Annotated in this window: 14 protein-coding genes; 4 read left to right on the top strand and 10 right to left on the bottom strand. The window is 71.5% G+C overall.

Translation table 11 applies throughout. From position 1 onward, the window contains the following. Nucleotides 1–38: 38 nt before the first annotated feature. Nucleotides 39–1,112 carry a L,D-transpeptidase family protein gene (locus O7605_RS22280; protein WP_269740952.1) on the bottom strand — a complete coding sequence of 358 codons (1,074 nt, stop codon included), beginning with the start codon at nt 1,110–1,112 and terminating at the stop codon, nt 39–41. Nucleotides 1,113–1,263: 151 nt separating this feature from the next. On the opposite strand from O7605_RS22280, the gene O7605_RS22275 reads away from it, so the two are divergent. After that, nucleotides 1,264–1,617: a DoxX family protein gene (locus O7605_RS22275; protein WP_269740951.1), complete on the top strand. Its 354-nt coding sequence runs from the start codon at nt 1,264–1,266 to the stop codon at nt 1,615–1,617. After that, nucleotides 1,614–3,113 (top strand): bifunctional 3-(3-hydroxy-phenyl)propionate/3-hydroxycinnamic acid hydroxylase MhpA, encoded by a 1,500-nt coding sequence (mhpA, locus tag O7605_RS22270; protein ID WP_269740950.1) that lies wholly within the window; start codon nt 1,614–1,616, stop codon nt 3,111–3,113. The genes O7605_RS22275 and mhpA overlap by 4 nt, the downstream gene beginning before the upstream one ends. Nucleotides 3,114–3,422: 309 nt before the next feature. Here mhpA and O7605_RS22265 read toward each other — a convergent pair whose 3' ends face one another. The 9 genes from O7605_RS22265 to O7605_RS22225 all read right to left on the bottom strand — a co-directional run bounded on the left by O7605_RS22265 (nt 3,423) and on the right by O7605_RS22225 (nt 13,622). Continuing rightward, nucleotides 3,423–6,419: a helix-turn-helix transcriptional regulator gene (locus O7605_RS22265; protein WP_269740949.1), complete on the bottom strand. Its 2,997-nt coding sequence runs from the start codon at nt 6,417–6,419 to the stop codon at nt 3,423–3,425. A gap of 57 nt (nt 6,420–6,476) precedes the next feature. Further along, entirely contained in the window at nt 6,477–6,845 is a 369-nt protein-coding gene (locus O7605_RS22260; RefSeq protein ID WP_269740948.1) for a holo-ACP synthase, read from the bottom strand. Beyond that, nucleotides 6,829–8,061 (bottom strand): acyl-CoA dehydrogenase family protein, encoded by a 1,233-nt coding sequence (locus O7605_RS22255; RefSeq protein ID WP_269740947.1) that lies wholly within the window; start codon nt 8,059–8,061, stop codon nt 6,829–6,831. The genes O7605_RS22260 and O7605_RS22255 overlap by 17 nt, the downstream gene beginning before the upstream one ends. Continuing rightward, complete coding sequence (locus tag O7605_RS22250; RefSeq protein WP_269740946.1) at nt 8,054–8,656, bottom strand: hypothetical protein; 603 nt, start codon at nt 8,654–8,656, stop codon at nt 8,054–8,056. Before O7605_RS22250 ends, O7605_RS22255 begins: the two co-directional genes overlap by 8 nt. Next, entirely contained in the window at nt 8,653–9,501 is an 849-nt protein-coding gene (locus O7605_RS22245; RefSeq protein WP_269740945.1) for a hypothetical protein, read from the bottom strand. The genes O7605_RS22250 and O7605_RS22245 overlap by 4 nt, the downstream gene beginning before the upstream one ends. A gap of 37 nt (nt 9,502–9,538) precedes the next feature. Beyond that, a complete protein-coding gene (locus O7605_RS22240; protein ID WP_269740944.1) occupies nt 9,539–9,796 on the bottom strand; it encodes an acyl carrier protein in 258 nt (85 codons plus the stop codon). Nucleotides 9,797–9,887: 91 nt separating this feature from the next. Then, nucleotides 9,888–11,267: an alanine racemase gene (locus tag O7605_RS22235; RefSeq protein ID WP_269740943.1), complete on the bottom strand. Its 1,380-nt coding sequence runs from the start codon at nt 11,265–11,267 to the stop codon at nt 9,888–9,890. After that, nucleotides 11,260–12,651 carry an ATP-binding protein gene (locus O7605_RS22230; protein WP_269740942.1) on the bottom strand — a complete coding sequence of 464 codons (1,392 nt, stop codon included), beginning with the start codon at nt 12,649–12,651 and terminating at the stop codon, nt 11,260–11,262. The genes O7605_RS22235 and O7605_RS22230 overlap by 8 nt, the downstream gene beginning before the upstream one ends. A gap of 11 nt (nt 12,652–12,662) precedes the next feature. Next, nucleotides 12,663–13,622: a 3-oxoacyl-[acyl-carrier-protein] synthase III C-terminal domain-containing protein gene (locus tag O7605_RS22225; RefSeq protein ID WP_269740941.1), complete on the bottom strand. Its 960-nt coding sequence runs from the start codon at nt 13,620–13,622 to the stop codon at nt 12,663–12,665. 331 nt (nt 13,623–13,953) lie between these two features. On the opposite strand from O7605_RS22225, the gene O7605_RS22220 reads away from it, so the two are divergent. Together O7605_RS22220 and O7605_RS22215 are read left to right on the top strand one after the other, a co-directional pair. Then, complete coding sequence (locus tag O7605_RS22220) at nt 13,954–15,726, top strand: condensation domain-containing protein (protein WP_269740940.1); 1,773 nt, start codon at nt 13,954–13,956, stop codon at nt 15,724–15,726. After that, nucleotides 15,723–17,462, top strand: coding sequence for a condensation domain-containing protein (locus O7605_RS22215; RefSeq protein WP_269740939.1), 1,740 nt, complete (start codon nt 15,723–15,725; stop codon nt 17,460–17,462). Before O7605_RS22220 ends, O7605_RS22215 begins: the two co-directional genes overlap by 4 nt.

The following is a 17,462-nucleotide window of genomic DNA, read 5'->3' as shown; positions in this document are numbered from 1 at the left end:
CGGCCGCGTCACCGGGCGCCGACCACGGTCGGCGCTCCTCAGTAGACCCAGACCGTGGTGCCGATCGGCATCTGGTCGGTACGCCACAGCCAGTCCATGGCGGCGATGGTCACCCGGACACAGCCGTGCGATGCCGGGTAGGGCGGAACCTCGGGATAGCCGTGGACGGCGATCCCCTGGCTGTGGAAGTACTTCGGCCGGTACAGCCGGCCGAGCGGGCCCGGGTCCCAGGCGTCCACCTGCCAACCGATCTTCCAACGCCCGCGTGGCGTGTCCGCCAGAAAGCGTTCACCGTCGTGGGTGTAGTACTCCCAGGTGCCGGTCGAGGTGCTGAAGATCTGCTCGACAGTGCCGTCGTCGACAAGCATCATCAGCTGCTGATCGAGATCCACCTCCACCACCCGGCCCTTGTCGCTGCGGGCCGACGGGCGGGTGCCCTCGTCCAACGCCTCCCGGGTTTCGGGCCCGACGATGCCGTCCCGGCTGCCCCCGGCGGCCTTCTGAACCGCGTAGACCGCCTGCTCGGTCAACTCACCGAAGACCCCGTCCACCGGGCCGACCCAGTACCCCAGCTCGCGCAGCCGCCGCTGCACCGTCTCGACCGCCTCGCCGCTGTCACCACGCCGCAGCAGCTCCGTGCCGGACGGGGTCGGCGAAGGTTCGTCAGGCGGCGCTTCCGGCGGTGTGGTCGGAGGCCCGGTGGTGGTCGGAGGCATGGTGGTGGTCAGTGGCGTGGTGGCTGGCGGGTTCGTACGCGGCGGCGTACCGCTCGGCGTCGTGGCGCTCGGCGTCGCCACGGTGGGCGGACCCGTCGGCCCGGCCTGCTGCCCGTTGTCCGATCCGCATCCGCTGGTCCCGACGAGCACAGTCGTCCCGACGATCGCCAGCCACCCGGCGAACCTTCGCATCGCTGGTGCCTCCTCCGATTTCGTCTCGGGCTGACCGGCCGCCAACACCGCGCCGTCCACCAGCGCGAACGCACCGACGATCACCCTGTTCAGGTCGAGGTCGAGCCACCCCAGCAAACCACCCACGGCCGCTCCGACCACCGCGTCAACGGCGGCGAGTCGCGCCACCACCGCGGGCCGGTGCCGCCGGCCGCTGCTGGTCACCAGCCCTCGCGAGCGGGCGGGCACCGGCGAGTCCGGCAGCGGGGAGCGCTACGGGCGCGGGCGCCCGGCGACCGCCAGGAGCACGACGGATTTGGGGTGGAAAGGCGATCCTGGGCCGTCATGCCATCGAATGGCGATTGGAACTTGTCTGATGACACTCGTCGCGACCATCCTCGCTGTGCTGCTCGCGCTGGTCTTCCTCATCCTGGGCACGGTCAAGACCCTGGCCCTGCGACCGATGCACGAACGTGCCACGGAGGCCGGTTTCTCCGTCGCCGCCTATCGCCGCATCGGCCTGCTCGAGGTCGCCGGTGCGGTCGGACTGCTCGTCGGCCTGATCGTGCCGCCCATCGGCGCCCTCGCCGGCGCCGGGCTGCTGCTCCTGCTGATCGGGGCCCTCGCGGTGCATCTGCGCAAGGGAGACGGCCCTCAGAAGTACGCACCGGCCCTCGTCTGCGGGCTCCTCGTCGCCGCCTACCTCGTCCTCCAGTTGCTGACGCGATGACAGCGGTTCCGGTGGTGATCGTCGGCGCTGGCCCCACCGGGCTCACCGCCGCGACGCTGCTCGCCCAGTACGGCGTCGAGTGCCTGATCCTCGAACGGTGGGATTCGATCTACCCCCAGCCCCGGGCCGTCGCCCTCGACGACGAGGTCCACCGCATCCTGGCGCGGCTCGGGCTCGGGGACGAGTTCGCCGCGATCTCCCGGCCGCACCTGGGTCTGCGCCTGCTCGACCGGGACATGCGGGTGTTGGCCGAGTTCCGGCGCGACGTCGCATCGGGCCGGCACGGCCACCCCCAGGGGAGCATGTTCGACCAGCCGGAACTCGAGGCGATCCTGCGCGGGAACCTGGCCCGGTACGACAGCGCCACCCTGCGAGGCAACGTTGAGGTCACCGCAGTGACCCAGGACGGCGACGGGGTGCGGGTCGAGTTCACCGACACCGCCACCGGCGTACCCGAGTCCGTCCGCGCCGCGTACGTCCTCGGCTGCGACGGCGCCAACAGCCTGACCAGGGCCTCCATCGGCGCGCGCATGCGGGACCTGGGCTTCACGCAGCGCTGGCTCGTCATCGACGTGGCCACCGAAGCCGACCTCGATCAGTGGGAGGGGGTGCACCAGCTCTCCGACCCGGCCCGCGCTGGCACGTACATGCGCATCGGCGAGACCCGCTACCGCTGGGAGTTCCAGCTGAGGCCCGGCGAGACCGCCGACGACTATCGCGACCCGGCCGGGCTTCATCCGTTGATCTCGCCGTGGACCGGCACCCTCCCCGTCGCGGAGCTGGAGATCATTCGCACCGCCGAGTACACCTTCCGCGCGCAGCTCGCCGACCGTTGGCGCGACCGGCGGGTGTTCCTGCTCGGCGACGCCGCCCACCTCACCCCACCGTTCATCGGCCAGGGCATGTGTGCCGGGCTGCGCGACGCCATGAACCTCGCCTGGAAACTCGCCGGCGTGCTCGACGGAACCCTCGCCGAGACCGTGCTCGACACCTACCAGGTCGAACGCAGGCACCACGCCCACGCCATGATCAAGCTGGCGAAGTTCATCGGCACGGCGATGACGGCCGGCGGCGAGTTGGGCAACCTCATCCGCCGCGCCGTGGCGCCACGGCTGCACCTCGTACCCGGTCTCAAGAAGCTGGCCACAGACAGCCAGACACCCCCGCTGCGCCGGTCCGACCTGGTGATCCGGCCACGCCTGCGCCCTAGCCTCGCGGGCCGACTGTGCCCGAACGCCGTCATCGACAGCGATCTCCGCTTCGACGACGTGGCCGCCGGTCGCTTCGCGATCGTCACATCCGTCGAGCCGTCGGCAACGCAACGGGCCGAGATGACACGCCAGGGCGCAGCCGTCATCAGTGCCGCACCGGGCAGCGAACTACACCAATGGCTGACAAAGGGTCACGCACAGGCGGCCATCGTCCGCCCCGACGGCACCGTCCTTGCTGCCGCCAGGCAGCTAGTCAGCCTCACCGAGCCGGATCGGTACCACTAGTCCATCGGCCGGAGCCGGATCGGGCATGATGCTCGCCGTAACCGAGTTCACGGGCCCCGAGCCGGCGAGCGAGCCGACGGAACGGCTCGAAGCGTGCCCGCCGCTCCGGCAACAGTGCCGTATCAACCCTGCACGGCTCAGGTCCAGTCGAGGCGGCGCCGAGCCTCACCGCACTCGCACCGAAATCGACGCCAACGTTGCCGTGGGTGGCGGCCGCACGGTAGGCGGCAATGGCGCTTGATCGTCGTACGCCCATGGGCGGTGGCTGGAACCTCAGCCGAGTTCACCGTTCGAGTTTTCGGGAACGCGTCAGGAGGACTGTGCCGACGCGAGCCCGCCGAGGTGGAAGCGGCGTACCAGGGCGGCCCGGTTGGTGACGCCCATCTTGGCGTACACGTGGGACAGGTGCATCTCCACGGTCTTCTGGGTGACGAACAGGCGGGCCGCCACCTGCCGGTTGGTCAGTCCTTCGCTGACCAAGGCCGCCACCTGGGTTTCCCGCCGAGTCAGGGTCGGCGAGCCGCCTTGACGGCGGGCCCGCCGGGCGCCGCCCGAGCGGTCCGCCAGCAGCCGCCGTCGCTCGGTGTTCACCTGGCGGGCGAAGAGACCGGCGCCGCAGCGGTCGAAGATCTCCTCGGCCAGCCGCAGCGTCGCGACGGCCCGATCCGGATCGCCGTCGGTCACCAGCGCTCTCGCGGCCACGATGTGGGCCTGCGCGGCGTCCAGCGGCATTCGGACCCGCGTGAGCGTCTCCGCGGCGGCCGCCGCGGCCTCGGCGGCGGCGGCGGGGTCCCGCAGCGCCAGCACCCGGGCCCTCGCGGACGCGGCCAGCGCACTGCGGCCCGGCCGACCGAGTCGCTCGGCCAACTGGTACGCGCGCTGTGCCCACTCCTCCGCTGCGTCCGGATCGCCCTCGGCCAGGGTGGCCCGGGTCAACAGTTCGTACCAGCCGACCTGCGCCCAGGGTTCGAGCTCGGGCAGTCCGGCGGTCGCGGCCACGGCCAGGCACCCGGCGGTATCCCCCAGCGCGAGCAGCGTCTCGGCGTTCGCGCTCAGCGCCAGCCTGCCCGGCCAGCCGGAGGCGGGCAGATCCAGGGTGTACGGAACCACGGCTGGTTCGACCTCTTCGGTTCCGCTCCAGACGGTCAGCAGTCGACCCATCGCCTCGGCCGCGACGTGCAGTTCCCGGAACTGTGTGCCGGACGCCAGTCGTAGCACCTCGGCGCAGTCGGCGGACGCCTCCGCCAGCCGCCCGGCGCACCGGTGGGCCAGGCTCCGGGTGCACAACAGGTGCAGCAGGGAAAAGTAGCTCCGGGCTCCGGGTGAGACGTCGATGGCCCGGCTGAGGTGGTGCACCGCGGCGTCGGAGCGGTCCAGCAGGATCTCGCTCCAGCCGACCCAGAGGGCGCTCTCCGGCTCGTCACCGAGTTCGGCGTCCAGCGTGGTGTTGAGCTGCAACGCGGCCTGGTTGGTCTCGCCGCCGGCGGCCCGGTTACCGCGCAGGTGGCTCGCCGCCGCGAGCAGACCCAACGCGTGCGCCCGTACCGCCCCCGGGATGGTCGTGGCGCGACGGGCGGCGCCCAACGCGGCTGCCGCCCACCGGCGTGCCTGCCCGGCCCGGCCGCTGGTCAGTTCCACCGCACCGAGCGCGAGTGCCAGCGCCGCCCAGTCCGCCGGTTGGGCCTCGTCGGGTCGCGTCAGACCGGTGCGGAGCAACGCCGCCGCTGCCCCGTGCCGGCCGAGCTGACGTTCGACCTGGGCGCAGAGCAGGCTCGCCGTGGTGCGGTACGCGGACGGGCGCTTGTCGAGCAGCCGCAGGGCGTCGTGCAGTACCGCTCGGGCGGCTCTCGGGTGGCCGGCTGCGGCCAGCGCCTGGCCGAGTCGCACCGTGAGCATCACGCGGGGCTCGCTGGGGTTCGCGCTGCTCGGCGAGAGCCGGATCGCGGCACCCAGCCACCGGACGGCGGTGTGCGGGGCCCGGTCGAGCACGGCGGTGGCCGCCTCGCTGAGTACCTCGACGGCGACCGTGTCGCCCGGCACCGCCAACCGCAGCAGGTGCGGTGCCTGGGCGGCGGCGCTGCTCCGGCGGCGACGCAGCTCCGCCAGCGCGCGGGCGTGCGCGGTCAGGCGCCAGCCGGCGTCGGTGGTGAGGTACGCCGCGTGTTGGACCACGGGATGTCGGAAGGCGAAGCACCCACTGCCGGTCACTGGGCGCAGCAGGTCGGCGGCGACGAGTTCGTCGATGGCGGCCGGCACCTGCTCGGCGGCGATCCCGGCCACCGCGGCCAGCAGGCCGGTGTCGACCGGTTCGGGCCCGAGCACCGCCGCGGCCGAGGCCACCTGGTGGGCCGCGCGGGACAGCAGTTCGAGTTCGGCGGCCAACGCGGCCTCCACCTCGGCTGGGAGCGCTCCCAGCTCCACGTGTTCACTCGCCGGGCCGTGCGGCAACGCGCCGGCCAGCAACGCCGACAGGTACTGCGGGTTACCCTCCGACAGCTCGTGCAGCACGGCACGCTGACCGGCCGACAGCGGTAACTCGGTCAACTCGTCGAGGTGCGCCCGCTGCAGCGGCGTCACCTCGATGCGGGTCACCTGTCCGGCGGTGTCCAACGCCAGCCGCAGCCTGGCCGGCGACTGGCGACGGCGATGCGCGATGACCAGCAGCAACGGCGTACGCAGGGGCGCGTCGAGCAGGTGGCAGACCAGGTCGATGGTGGCCCGGTCGCCGTTGTGCAGGTCGTCGATCGTGATCAGCAGCGGCCGTTCGGCGGCCAGCGTCTCCAGCAACAGCCGTACGGCGCGCAACTGCCGGGCGCCCGCCGGCACCCCGGCCGGCGCCAGTGAGCGGGCGCCCGGCAGGCGCAGCGACGGAAAGGTGTCGTTGAGCAGTTGCGCGTGATCGGAGCGGAGTTCGGCCAGCCGGGCCGGGGAGACCTGGGGCAGGTACGGGTCCAGCGCGTCGACGATCGCCGCCATCGGCACGTCCGAACCGGGTACCGGTGCCCGGCCGGCGAGCACCTGTACTCCGTGTTCTCGTGCCACTGCGGCCACCTGGTCCAACAGCCGGCTCTTGCCGATCCCCGGTTCCCCCGTCACCTCGACGATTCGTCCCGTGCCGTCGAGTAGGGCGGCCACGGCCGCGGCCAGCGCCGCGCTCTCCCGTTCCCGGCCCACCAACGGCCGGCGGTGCTCGTCGGCCACCGCCGGCGAGCCGGGCGGCAGGGACGACGACGCCCAGCCTGCCGGTCGGGACAGCTCCGACCTCCGCTGGTGCCGATGGCCGGAACGGATCGAGGACCGGGTCAATGTGTGCTCCTCAGGGACGGGTACGGCGGGGTGGTGGTGCTGGTCACCGAACAGGCGTCACCATCCGGCGGCGACCACGGCGACCAGGTCCCGCTTGTGGGTGACGGAGACGGTCACGTGGGTGATCGAGGCCGACCGCGCTGCCTGAGCGGCACTGCCCCGCAACGTGACGCTGGGCGACCCGCCGGGCTGACGCGGCAACGCGATGTCCCGGGGAGCCACCCCCTCGAACAGGCCCGTGCCCAGAACCTTGAGCACGGCTTCCTTCGCGGCGAACCGCCCCACCAGGTACTCCCGACGTCGGCTGTCGCCCAGCGCCGCGGCCTGGGCCAGTTCCTCGGCCGCGAAGAAGTACCGCAGGAACCAGCCCCGGCGCAGGAGACGGTCCAGTTCGTCCAGGGCGACAAGATCAATGCCGAGCCGCACCGTCGACCGCCCGCTCCGTCACCGGCCGCTGGGCGGCCCGGTCCCGCAGCAGTCGTTGGAACACCGACATGGCGTGCAGGTTCGTCGTTCCCTCCATCAGTTCGAACGCCCGCACGTCGCGGTAGGTCTTCTCGACCCAGGGATGCTCGATCAGGCAGGCCGGACCCAGCAGCTCGGCCACGAGGCGGGTGGCGTCCTCGGCGACCCGCGCCGCCCGCGCCTTGACCGCACCGATGCCGGCCACGTCGATCACACCGGCGTCGATGTCGCTGGCCACCGCGTACGTCCGGTGCCGGACCGCGGCGATGCGGTCCAGGATGTTGTCGAGTCGGTGCCGGTCGCGCCGGGGCAACGTCGGGCGGTGCGTGACCAGGTAGTCGCAGGCGGCCTGCGCGCAGCCGATCGCCATCGCCGCGATGCCCGGGCGGAACCGGTAGAGGATGTAGGTGGCACCGTAGAGCCCTCGGCGGCTGGGTGAGCGTTGCGCCCCGAGCACGTCCTCGTCGGCCACCGTGACGTCCTGGAAGCGCAGCCGGCTGATCCGCGCGCCGCGCAGGCCGACGGTGGGCAGCAGTTCGCCGCTGAACCCCGGCGCGCTGGTGTCCAGCAGCACTGCCTCGATGCCCCACGGTCCGGGTGCTCGCCGGCAGAACACCACACCGAGTTGAGCGCGTGCACCGTTGCCGATGTAGCACTTCACCCCGTTGAGCAGCCACCCGCCGCCCGGCGCCGGGGTCAGCGTCGTCTCCAGTTCCGTCGCGGCCGAGCCCTTGCCCGGCTCGGTCAGGGCGAAGAACGTGTGGGTGGGGTTGGACGCCAGCCGACCGAAGTACCGCTTCCGCTGCTGCTCGTCGGCCAGCGCCTGGACGGCCCCGCCGGACAGCGACGGCCCGGGGCTGGCCAGGAGCACGTTGGGATCGCCGTAGGACACCTGCTCGGTGGCGACCACCTGACCGAGGACGGTGCTGCTCACCTCCACCAGCCGCGCCGGGAACTCGCCCACCGACCGGTACTCCGGCGGCAGCATGCCCTGAACGGGGAAGCGCACCTCCGGCGCGTGCAGGAACTCGGTGATGACGTCCGGGTCCTGGTCCAGCCGCATTCCGATCGCGCGTAACCTGCCGGCCATCGCCGCGCAGTAGTCGGCCAGCTCCCGGGTGCGTTCGTCGAGCAGGTCCGTCCCGGCGGGCGCGGCGGCCTCGCGAAGCTCATTCATCGGCGTTCTCCGTGTCGGCGTGCAGGTAGACGTTGCCGACCACCTCGGCGAGGTGCAGGTCGCCGGCGGGGCCGTCGGCGAGGAAACCGCTGGCGCCGAGCAACCGCAGCAGGTCCCGGCCGATGTCGACCAGCCTCAGGTGACAGCGCCAACGGGCGTCCCGGTCGGCGTGCCGACGCGCCTCGGGAACGGCCGTGTCCTCGGCCAGCCGCAGCGCGATGTCGGCCAGTTGTCCGGCCACGAGTTGCTTGGCCAGCAGCGTGGTGTTCGCTGAGGTGCGTCCTTCGAGGTGACGCAAGGTGTGGGTGAGGGTGACGTCGAGCAGTTCGCGGTGCGTCGCCAACAGGGCCACCGCGAAGCGGTCGGCGGCCGGCCCTTCGCCGAAGGCGGACTCGGGGGTGGCCTCGGCGACGGCCAGGCCGAAGCGGGTCAGCGGCCCGGCCGGTGCGTCGGGCAGCGCCACCGTGGAGGCGAGAACATGGCCGGTGGGAGACGCGACCAGCCGGCCGGGTGCCACCCGACCGTGCAGCGCGTCCAGGACGAGGGGGTAGGGCGTCCCCGCCGCCTGCGGCGACACGGGGGGTGCGGGTTTCATGGTCGGGCCTCCCTGCACTCGGGCGCGCCGGCGTTGGACAGTACGGCGAGTTGGCTGCGCCCGGTCCGCGGATCGGTGTCACAGAGGACGAGGTTGGCGTAGCGGGTGGCCCATTCCTCGTGGTGACGGGCCAGGTCCAGCCAGACGCTGGTGCAGTAGCCGCCGGGCTGGCAGCGGTGCACCGGCAGATCGACGCCGCTGAGCTGATCGTCCGCTGGCCACGGGCCGGCGACCAGCAGCGTCGGCCCCGGCGCGAGCGCCGTGCGGTGGTCGGCCAGCAGGTCACCCAGCGGTACGTCCACGCCGGCCGCCCGGCTTGCGGTGAAGCGGAAACCGGATCGGGAGTCGGTGTCGAAGTAGAGCAGGACGCCGGTGTCCAGCAGGGGGGTGTCGTGCACCAGCGGATCCCGGTACGGCAGCGTGGTCTGTTCGCAGACGAACAGGGCCAGGCTGGCCTTCTTACCGGACCGGGTGTACGCGTCGGCGACGCGCAACGCGGTGAACGGCGCCCGCAGGCCCTGTTCGGAGACGGCGAAGCTGTGGCTGCGCCCGCCGAACAGGGCGTTGAGCCGCGTGGTGACGGTCTTGAGGGGATATCGGTCGGGCAGGCCGTAGGCCAGGATCAACAGGTCCGGCGGCCCGAATGGACTCGGGCGCCGGTCCATCAGTTCCTCGGCCAGTTCGCGGAACCCGATGTTCCGGGACTGCTTCATCAGGTCCTCGTCGACCTCGATGCCGTACGGCGCGAGCAGGTCCCGGTGGTAGGCCAGCAGAGCCTCGTCGGGTTCGTAGGGGAGGCCGTCGGGGCGTACGAGCGCCGCCGCGCCGCGCAGGGTCAGGGACATGACCACGTCCTCGGTGATGGGGCGGTGGGCGCGGCGGTCAGGAACGCACCTTCCGCGCCCGCTCCAGGAAGTCCGTCAGGGTGCCCACCGTGCGGAAGTCGTCCATGTCCAGGTTCTCGGGATCCACCTCGATGCCGATGTTGTCCTCCAGCGCCATGAGCAGTTCGAGAATGGCGGTGGAGTCCAGGTGCATGTCCTCGAAGAGCCGGGTTCCCTCGGCGAGCGGACCGAAGTCGCGCATCAGCACCTCGGTCAGCGCGGCCCGGATGTTCTCGACGATCTCGTGGCGTTCCATGTTTCTTCCTCTCGGGATACCCGGTCCGCGGACCGGGTGACGCGGGACTGCTGGGGTCGGCGGCGGTCACCCCGACGGCGGTGGGACGGGCTCAGGTCGCTGCCCGTCCGGCGGGCACCGGTGCGGACGACGGCCGCGGTGGGGCATCGGCTGACGGTGGGCCCGGCGGCGACACGCTCGCGGCCGGCACGACGAGGTGCTGCGGCCGGAGCAGGTCCTCGACGGTGTCCGCGCGGCGGACCAGGTGCGCCACGCCGTCGAGGACGAGCACCTCCGACGGGTGACCGTGGCTGAGAAAGAGCACCGGAGACGCGCTCGGTCCGTAGGCGCCGGAGCGCTCGACACCGATCAGGTCGCCCGGGCGGACCTCGGGCAGCGGCACCCTCTTGCCGATGACGTCGTTGGGAGTGCAGAGCGGACCGGTGACGGTGTAGTCGCGCGCCGGCGGGTCGGCGGGACGGCTCAGCGACCGGATGGGGAAGTTCCGCTTGACGAAGCTGCCGATGCCGACGGCCGCCATGTGGTGGTTGGTGCCGCCGTCGGCGACGACGAACCACTCGCCGCGCGACGCCTTGACGTAGCGTGCCCGGACCACGTAGGTCCCCGCCCAGCCGACCAGATAGCGGCCCAGTTCGGTGATGACCCGGGTGTCGGGGTGTTCGTCGCGGAATCGCGCCACGGCGCGGTTGACCCCCTCGGCCACCGCCTCGATGTCGAGGGGGGACTCGTTGTCGAAGTAGGGGACGCCGAAACCGCCACCGACGTCGACGACGTCCAGCGGCAGGTCCAGCGCGGTGGAAAGCTCCGCCGCCGCGGTGAGCACGCTGTGGGTGTTGTGCGCGATGTCAGCGCCGTCGAGGATGCGGGTACCCATGTAGGCGTGCAGACCGATCACCCGTACGTGGCGCAGCGCGCGCAGGGCCGAGCCGGCCTCCGCGACACGTTCCTGGTCGATGCCGAACTGCCGGGGCTTGCCGCCCATGGCCAGCCGGGAGCCCTTGGTGGCGAACGACGGGTTGACCCGCAACATGACCCGCACCGGCTCGCCGGGGACGTCGGGCAGCGCCGCCGCCATCGCGTCGACGGTGCTGACCTCCTCGAGCGACTCGCACACGATCGCGCCGATGCGCTGCTCGATACAGGCGGCCAACTCCGCCGCCGACTTGCCGGGGCCGAGGAAGATGATGTCCCGCCCCGGCACGCCGGCCCGGCGGGCGGTCACCAGTTCGGCCAGGGACGACACCTCGGCGCCGGCGCCCAGGGAGTGCAGCAACGCGCAAATGCTGATGTTGGGGTTGGCCTTCAGCGAGTAGTAGATCTCGACCGACGGGTCGAGCAGCTCCCGCAGCTGTCGGTACGTCTCGCGGATGACCCCACCGTCGTAGAGGTACAACGGCGTGCCGTACCGCTCGGCCAGTTCGGCGACGGGCAGGCCCTGGACGGTGTGGCCTTCGACGGCCGCTTCAGGCATGGCTCTCCTCCGCAACGGACAAGGTGGTGACGGCGGCCTGGACCGCGCGGTCAAGGTCATCGAGCCGGTCCCGGTCAGCGGCGACCAGCAGGGCGTACAGCCGGCCGTCGAACGGCTCCGGCGGGCCACCGGCACCGACGGGCAGCAGCGCGTTGGCGGCGACGGTGGCGAAGCAGGTGACCAGCACCCGCTCCGTGTCCCGCGCGGTGGCCACCGTGGCCAGTGCCCGACGTACGGCGTCGAACTCCAGGGACGCGTCGAGCCGCAGGGGGTAGTGCCGGGCCAGCGCGACGGTTCCGGGCGGCTGGCACAGCTCGGTGACCCCGCCCTGGTACGTCGACATGTTCAGCCGGGCATTGATCTCCAGCACCGGGTAGACCGTCTCGTCGGCGCCGACGATGGCGTCGACACCCACCACGCCGTGGTAGCCGTCGGCGTACAGTCGGTCCGCGACCGCACCGGCGGCGTACTCGATCTGCCGGTACTGCCCGTCGCTCAGCTCAGCCGGCATGAGATGGCCCTGGTGCACACCCTGCGCGGTCAGCGCCTGCTTGACGAAGTCGAGTTCGGCCCGCCCGTCCCGCGCGATGGTGATCTGGTAGTTGAGGTCGCACCGCTTGGGCAGCCATTCCTCGACCACCACGTGTATCCGGTCGTCGCCGGTGCGCGCGGCCCGACGGTCCACCATGCGCAGCAACTGCGCCGCCCGCCCGGGGTTCTCCAGCACCAGCAGTCCCTTGCCGGAGACGCCGTAGGCGTCCTTGACGACGAGTGGTTCGCCCGACTCCAGCCGGAGCCGGTGGCGGGTCAGCACCTCGGCCAGTTCCTGCCGGGTCTCGCAGCAGACGCCGGGTACCGGTCGCAGGCCGGCCGCCTCGGCCAGCCGCCGACCGTAGATCTTGCTGTTGACCCGCTCGACCACCGCGGCGGCCGGGGTGGCCAGGGTGAGGCCGCCACGCCGGGCCAACTCCTCCTCGTCGGCGGTGGTGCCCATCGGCAGGAGGTGGGCACCGGCCGCACCGAGTTGGCGCAGCCGATCGAGCAGGAACGGCGAGTCCAGCGCGTTCGCGGTGGTGGAGCGCTCGGGCCGGCAGTTCTCGGGTACCAGCATGGTGGGCAACGCCAGGCCCTGCCGCGTCAGGTAGTCCCGGTAGTCCGGGTCGGGTGGACGGCTGAGCAGAATCGCGTCGCCCGCGCCGGCGAGCAGCACGCCCAGCTCCTCCATCGCGGCCACCACCGGGCTGGTGGCACCCGACGGTACGGGCAGTCCCACGTGGTTGCGGGCCCATCGGGCCTCGGCCTCGAAGTTGCACAGCAGCACCAGCGGCGTATCGGCCGAACCCGTCAGGGCGCGCTTCAGCTTGCGTAGGTATCCAGTGGACATGTTCGGCTCCCTCAGCACTCGACGACCATGGCGGAATAGGTGGCGCCCAGGCCGACGGCGGTGACCAGGTAGCGGCCTCCCGCGACCAGCGCGCCACGGCCGGCGAGCGTCGCGAGGTTGAGGAAGGGGTCGGCGCAGGAGCAGTGCGAGTACTCGCCGACGTTGTCCAGGAAGACTCGGTCCCGGTCCAGCCCCAGGGTGGCGCAGATGGTGATCCAGGAGGAGATGTTGACGTTGTGCGGGATGACCATGGTGATGTCGTCCAGGTCCAGCGCGGCGTCGTCCAGCGCCTCCCGGATCACCTCGGCCAGGTGGGTGTGGTACGTGCTGCCGAAGCGGTGCAGTGCCTCCCCGGCGAGTTGGTACCCGTCGAAGAACTCGCCCACGGTGCGGGAGGCGTACGACAGCACCCGGGTGCCCGCACCGCCGAGTCCGATCAGGCAGGCGGAGGACGCCTCGCCGATGATCGAGGTGTTCCAGAGCACCTGGATCGCCCTGGTGAACGGTTGTTCGCCGGTGAGCACCAGCGCGAGGGCGGAGGGATCCCCGTCGGCGCGCAACAGCTCGCCGGCGATCTCGACAGCGAGCAGGCCGCTGGCGCAGGCGTGTTGCGTCACCGCGAACGCCTCGGCGTCGGTGAGGCCGAGGCGCTCACGCAGCGTGTCGGCCGCGACCAGGGTGGTCGGGGTGAGGTCCTGCGCGGTGTGCGCGAAGATCAGGTAACGGATGCGGTCGCGCTCCTCGACGGTCGAGAGCAGGGCCTGGGCCGGTGGGCAGACCAGGTCGAAGAGCCCGAGGTCGGGGTCGATGCGCAACCGGTCCAGCCCGCGGATGCGGCGGAACAGCCGGGTCTGGTAGCGGTTCAGGCCCAGCCCCGCCGCAATCTCCTCCACGGTGACCGAGCGCTCCGGTGCGTACGCCTCCATCCGGCGCAGCACGACATCGGACCGGGTCGGTGCCAGCGTGGTCATGGGGCAATCCTCCGGTCATTTATTGATCGTCAGACGCCACTACGTTAGGAGCCGGTAACCGGGCGAGCAATGGGGGAATCCCCAGTATCCCGAGGACCCCGAGAAGACCGGATAAAAGAGACGTTGCCGATTGTAATCCAGAGCAGACAATTCAGTCGCTTTGCCGACCGTTCATCGCCAAACCCCTGGCAATTCGTACCGAACGGGACGTACGGACCGCGTTCGCGCCCCACGCCCGGCGAACAATGGGGTTTTCCCGACTACCTACGACGGAGCCGCGCGGGCGAGGGTGGGCGACAGTCACGCCGATCGCCGACGAACGGGAGACCCGATGTCCAGTCCCACGCTGGCCGACCGGATAAAGATCGCATTCGAGGGTCTCCGGGCCGGCGAAGGACCTCTCACCTGCGGCCAGACCAACACCTGGCAGTGGATGCGAACAGACGTGTCCAATCCGATGGCCACTCTGCAGTGGAAGCTGCCGCTGCCGGCCGACACCCCCGTCGCGGACGTCGTGGAGGCCTTCGCCATCCTGCTCGCCCGGCACGAGTCGCTGCGTACCACCTTTCACGAGCACGACGGGGAGATGCGTCAACGGGTCCTGCGTAGCGGGGTCCTCGCGGCCGAAATTCACCAGGTGGACGCATCCGCCGACACGGAACTGACATCCCAGCGGATGATCGACCAGCTCCGCCAGAAACCGTTCGACTTGGTCAATGAATTACCGGTACGCCTGGCGATCGCGCTGGTAGAGGATAGAGCACTGGCAGCGGTTACCGTCTATTCACACATGGCGGTCGATTATGGAAGTATGGCCATTCTTGGTCGGGAGTTCGCCGAGCTGATCGGCGCCGCCGGCAACCGGTCCGTCGGAGCCGCTCGGCACCAGCCGCTCGACCAGGCGGCGGAGGAGGCCGCACCGCGCGGGCGGCGGCGAACCGCAACGGCCCTGCGGTACTGGACCCGACACCTGCGCCAGATACCCCAGTGCCTGATGGCGTTGCCGCCGGTCGGCGACGGCGACGGCCCGGCCAGCGCCGCCCTGCGCTCCTCGTCCGCCACCGTCGCCCTCGACCGGATCGCCGCCCGGACGCAGGCCAGTCCGGCGGCCGCCGTGCTGGCCGCGTTCTCCGCTGTGGTGTCGGTGCGAGTCGGCCAGTCCCGCTGCGTGTTCGCCTCACTGTCGAGCAACCGGTTCACCTCCCGGCTGCGCGACTACGTCGGCACACTGGCCCAGGACGGCCTCGTGGTGGTCGACGTGACCGGACCGACCTTCGATGACCTGGTCCGGCGGACCAGCGCGGCCATGCTGCGAGCCAACCGCAGCAGCATCTTCGACGTGACCGAACTGGTCACCCATGCCGTCCAGATCAACGACGAGCAGGGCATGGACTTCAGCCGCGACTGCGTCTTCAACAACATCAGCGCCCACCTGCCCTCGGGCACCGACGAGACGACAAATGTCCAGTTGCCCCCGTTGGATCCCCCCGATCTGCGCTGGTCGCCAACGGCGGAGGCCGCCGAGCACAGCACTCTCACCTGGATGCCGGCGCCACCCTTTCCCAACCGCCTGGTGCTCCAACTGATCGCCGCCCAGCCGGCTCTGGTGGTCGGCCTGAGTACCGGAGACACCCGACACGTGCCCCAGCCCGAGATCGCCGGCCTGCTGCGGGGGATGGAAGGCGTCCTCGTCGCCGCCGGTGCCGGGCCGCTGCGCCTGGCGGACGTACCTGACCTCAGCGGACTGACCACGGTGCCCCGCGACAGCGACTGGGTGCGGGTGGGGGTCAGCTGGGTGCAGCTCAGTGAGGTTCAGACCCTGCTACGCGAGGCACTCGGCACCCCGGCGTACGCGACGGCCGAACCGGAAGGTGACGGGCACCGGCTGACCGCGCACCTGCTCGCCACCGACGGCGTCCGGACCCCGCGCCAGGCGCACACCGCGTGCATGGCCCACCTCGGTGGCCGGTACGCCGTGGCCGCCCCGCACCACTACGTCCTGCACGACTCGGCTCCGACCGACCTCACCGACCTGACGGCCTGGCGTTCCCGGCCAGTGCTGGCCCGCGGTGACGGCCGCGCATCCACGGAGGACCACCGATGACCGCCCCGAGCGAGACCGTCCGTACCATCCGCCTGCGTGTCGACGGCGACCGCGAGGCGCAGGGCCCACTGACCCTAGGTCAGGCGAACGCGCTGCAATGGATCTCCGCGCTCACCGACGACCACTTCCTCGGCCTGGTGCAGTGGATCTTCAAGGTGCCGGCGGGGACCACACTCGAGCGCGCCTGCGCCGCCCTGAGCGCGCTGGTCCGCCGGTACGAGTCGCTGCGCACCACCTACCACGACGGGCCGGACGGCCCGGTGCAGCGCGTGGCGCGTACCGTCTACCTGCCGATCAAGATACACCAACGACCGGCCCAGCCGGACGGCACGACGCTGTCCCGGGAGCTGATCGCCCAGCTGCGTGCGCACCCATTCGACCTCGCCAAAGACCTGCCACTGCGCCTCGCCGTGGCGGCCGAGGGCGACCTCGTGCACGCGGTGGTCGCGGTCTACTCACACATGGCCGCCGACTACGTGAGCATGACAGTGCTGGCCGAACGCTTCACCGGGCTGCTCACCGGGACCGTGACCGACGGGGACGCACCACCGCACCAGCCGCTGGACCGGGCCGATCGGGAACGTTCACCGAAGGGCCTGCGGCAGGCGGACGCGGCGCTGCGGTACTGGTCCGGAATCCTGCGGCGGCGTCCCCGCTGCGTACTTCCCCGACCGACCACAGGTGTCGAGCCGTCGACGACGCCCACGCCGCGCAGCGCGGACCTGCACTCGTCACGGGTAGCCGCCGCGCTGGACCGGATCACCGCCCGCACCGGCGCGAGCCGGGCCATGGCGGTGCTCGCCGCGCTCGCCGCCGTGCTCGCCCTCCGCACCGGCCAGCGGCACGTGGCGCTCTACTCCCCCGCCGCCAACCGGCTCGGCGTACCGCTGCGCGACTATGTCGGCACCGTCTCCCAGGACGGCCTGATCAGCCTCGACGTCGACCAGCCCGACTACGACGCGCTGGTGCGGCACGCCGGGACCGCGTTGCTGCGGGCGAACCGGAACAGTGTCTTCGACGCCGAGGCGCTGCAACGCGCGCACGACCGCATCGCGCACGAGCGCGGCATGCCGATGGTCCGTGACGGCGTCTTCAACAACATCTCCGGCAACGCCCCGCCGGACCTGCCGACGGTAGCCACCACGGAGACGTTCATCGACTGGTGGACGCCGACCGGCTTCACCAACCTGCTGCTGTTCCACCTGGTCCGGACCGAGCAGGCGCTGATCCTGGAACTGATCACCGGCGACAACCGGTACCTTCCCGACGCGGAGATGGAGGCGCTGCTGCTCGGCACCGAACGGGTGCTCGCCGTGGCGGCCACCGGCAACGTCGCCCTGGACGACCTCGGCGCCCTCGCCGGCATCGACCCGATCCCCCGCGACGGCGACTGGCACTTCGTCGACCACAGCTGGATCCAGCTCAGCGAGGTCAACCGGGTACTGCGAGCAGCCCTGCCCGGGCCGGCCCGAGCCTTCGTGACCGACGAAGGACCCGAGGGGGCGACAATCGTCGCCCACCTGGCCGCCGGAGCCGAGATCACCGACCCCGCGCGGGCACACCTGGCCTGCCTGCGACGGCTCGTCGACTCACCCACGGCGATCACCCCACACCGATACGTCCTGCACCGGGACGCACCCGCCGATCCGACTGATCCGCAGGCGTGGCGGGAGCTGGCGGTGCTGGCCGAGGGCGACGGCCGGGCTACGGACGCGGGAAGTGAGGCAGGCACATGA

The organism is Verrucosispora sp. WMMA2121, assembly GCF_027460185.1.
GTDB lineage: Bacteria > Actinomycetota > Actinomycetes > Mycobacteriales > Micromonosporaceae > Micromonospora > Micromonospora palythoicola.
This window is presented reverse-complemented; position numbering and strand designations above follow the sequence as displayed.

Bases quoted from the DNA above. Each gene is read 5' to 3' on its own strand.
- O7605_RS22275 (WP_269740951.1), top strand. From the start codon at position 1,264: ATGACACTCGTCGCGACCATCCTCGCTGTGCTGCTCGCGCTGGTCTTC.
- mhpA (WP_269740950.1), top strand. From the start codon at position 1,614: ATGACAGCGGTTCCGGTGGTGATCGTCGGCGCTGGCCCCACCGGGCTC.
- O7605_RS22255 (WP_269740947.1), bottom strand. From the start codon at position 8,061: ATGAATGAGCTTCGCGAGGCCGCCGCGCCCGCCGGGACGGACCTGCTC.
- O7605_RS22250 (WP_269740946.1), bottom strand. From the start codon at position 8,656: ATGAAACCCGCACCCCCCGTGTCGCCGCAGGCGGCGGGGACGCCCTAC.
- O7605_RS22245 (WP_269740945.1), bottom strand. From the start codon at position 9,501: ATGTCCCTGACCCTGCGCGGCGCGGCGGCGCTCGTACGCCCCGACGGC.
- O7605_RS22240 (WP_269740944.1), bottom strand. From the start codon at position 9,796: ATGGAACGCCACGAGATCGTCGAGAACATCCGGGCCGCGCTGACCGAG.
- O7605_RS22235 (WP_269740943.1), bottom strand. From the start codon at position 11,267: ATGCCTGAAGCGGCCGTCGAAGGCCACACCGTCCAGGGCCTGCCCGTC.
- O7605_RS22230 (WP_269740942.1), bottom strand. From the start codon at position 12,651: ATGTCCACTGGATACCTACGCAAGCTGAAGCGCGCCCTGACGGGTTCG.
- O7605_RS22225 (WP_269740941.1), bottom strand. From the start codon at position 13,622: ATGACCACGCTGGCACCGACCCGGTCCGATGTCGTGCTGCGCCGGATG.
- O7605_RS22220 (WP_269740940.1), top strand. From the start codon at position 13,954: ATGTCCAGTCCCACGCTGGCCGACCGGATAAAGATCGCATTCGAGGGT.
- O7605_RS22215 (WP_269740939.1), top strand. From the start codon at position 15,723: ATGACCGCCCCGAGCGAGACCGTCCGTACCATCCGCCTGCGTGTCGAC.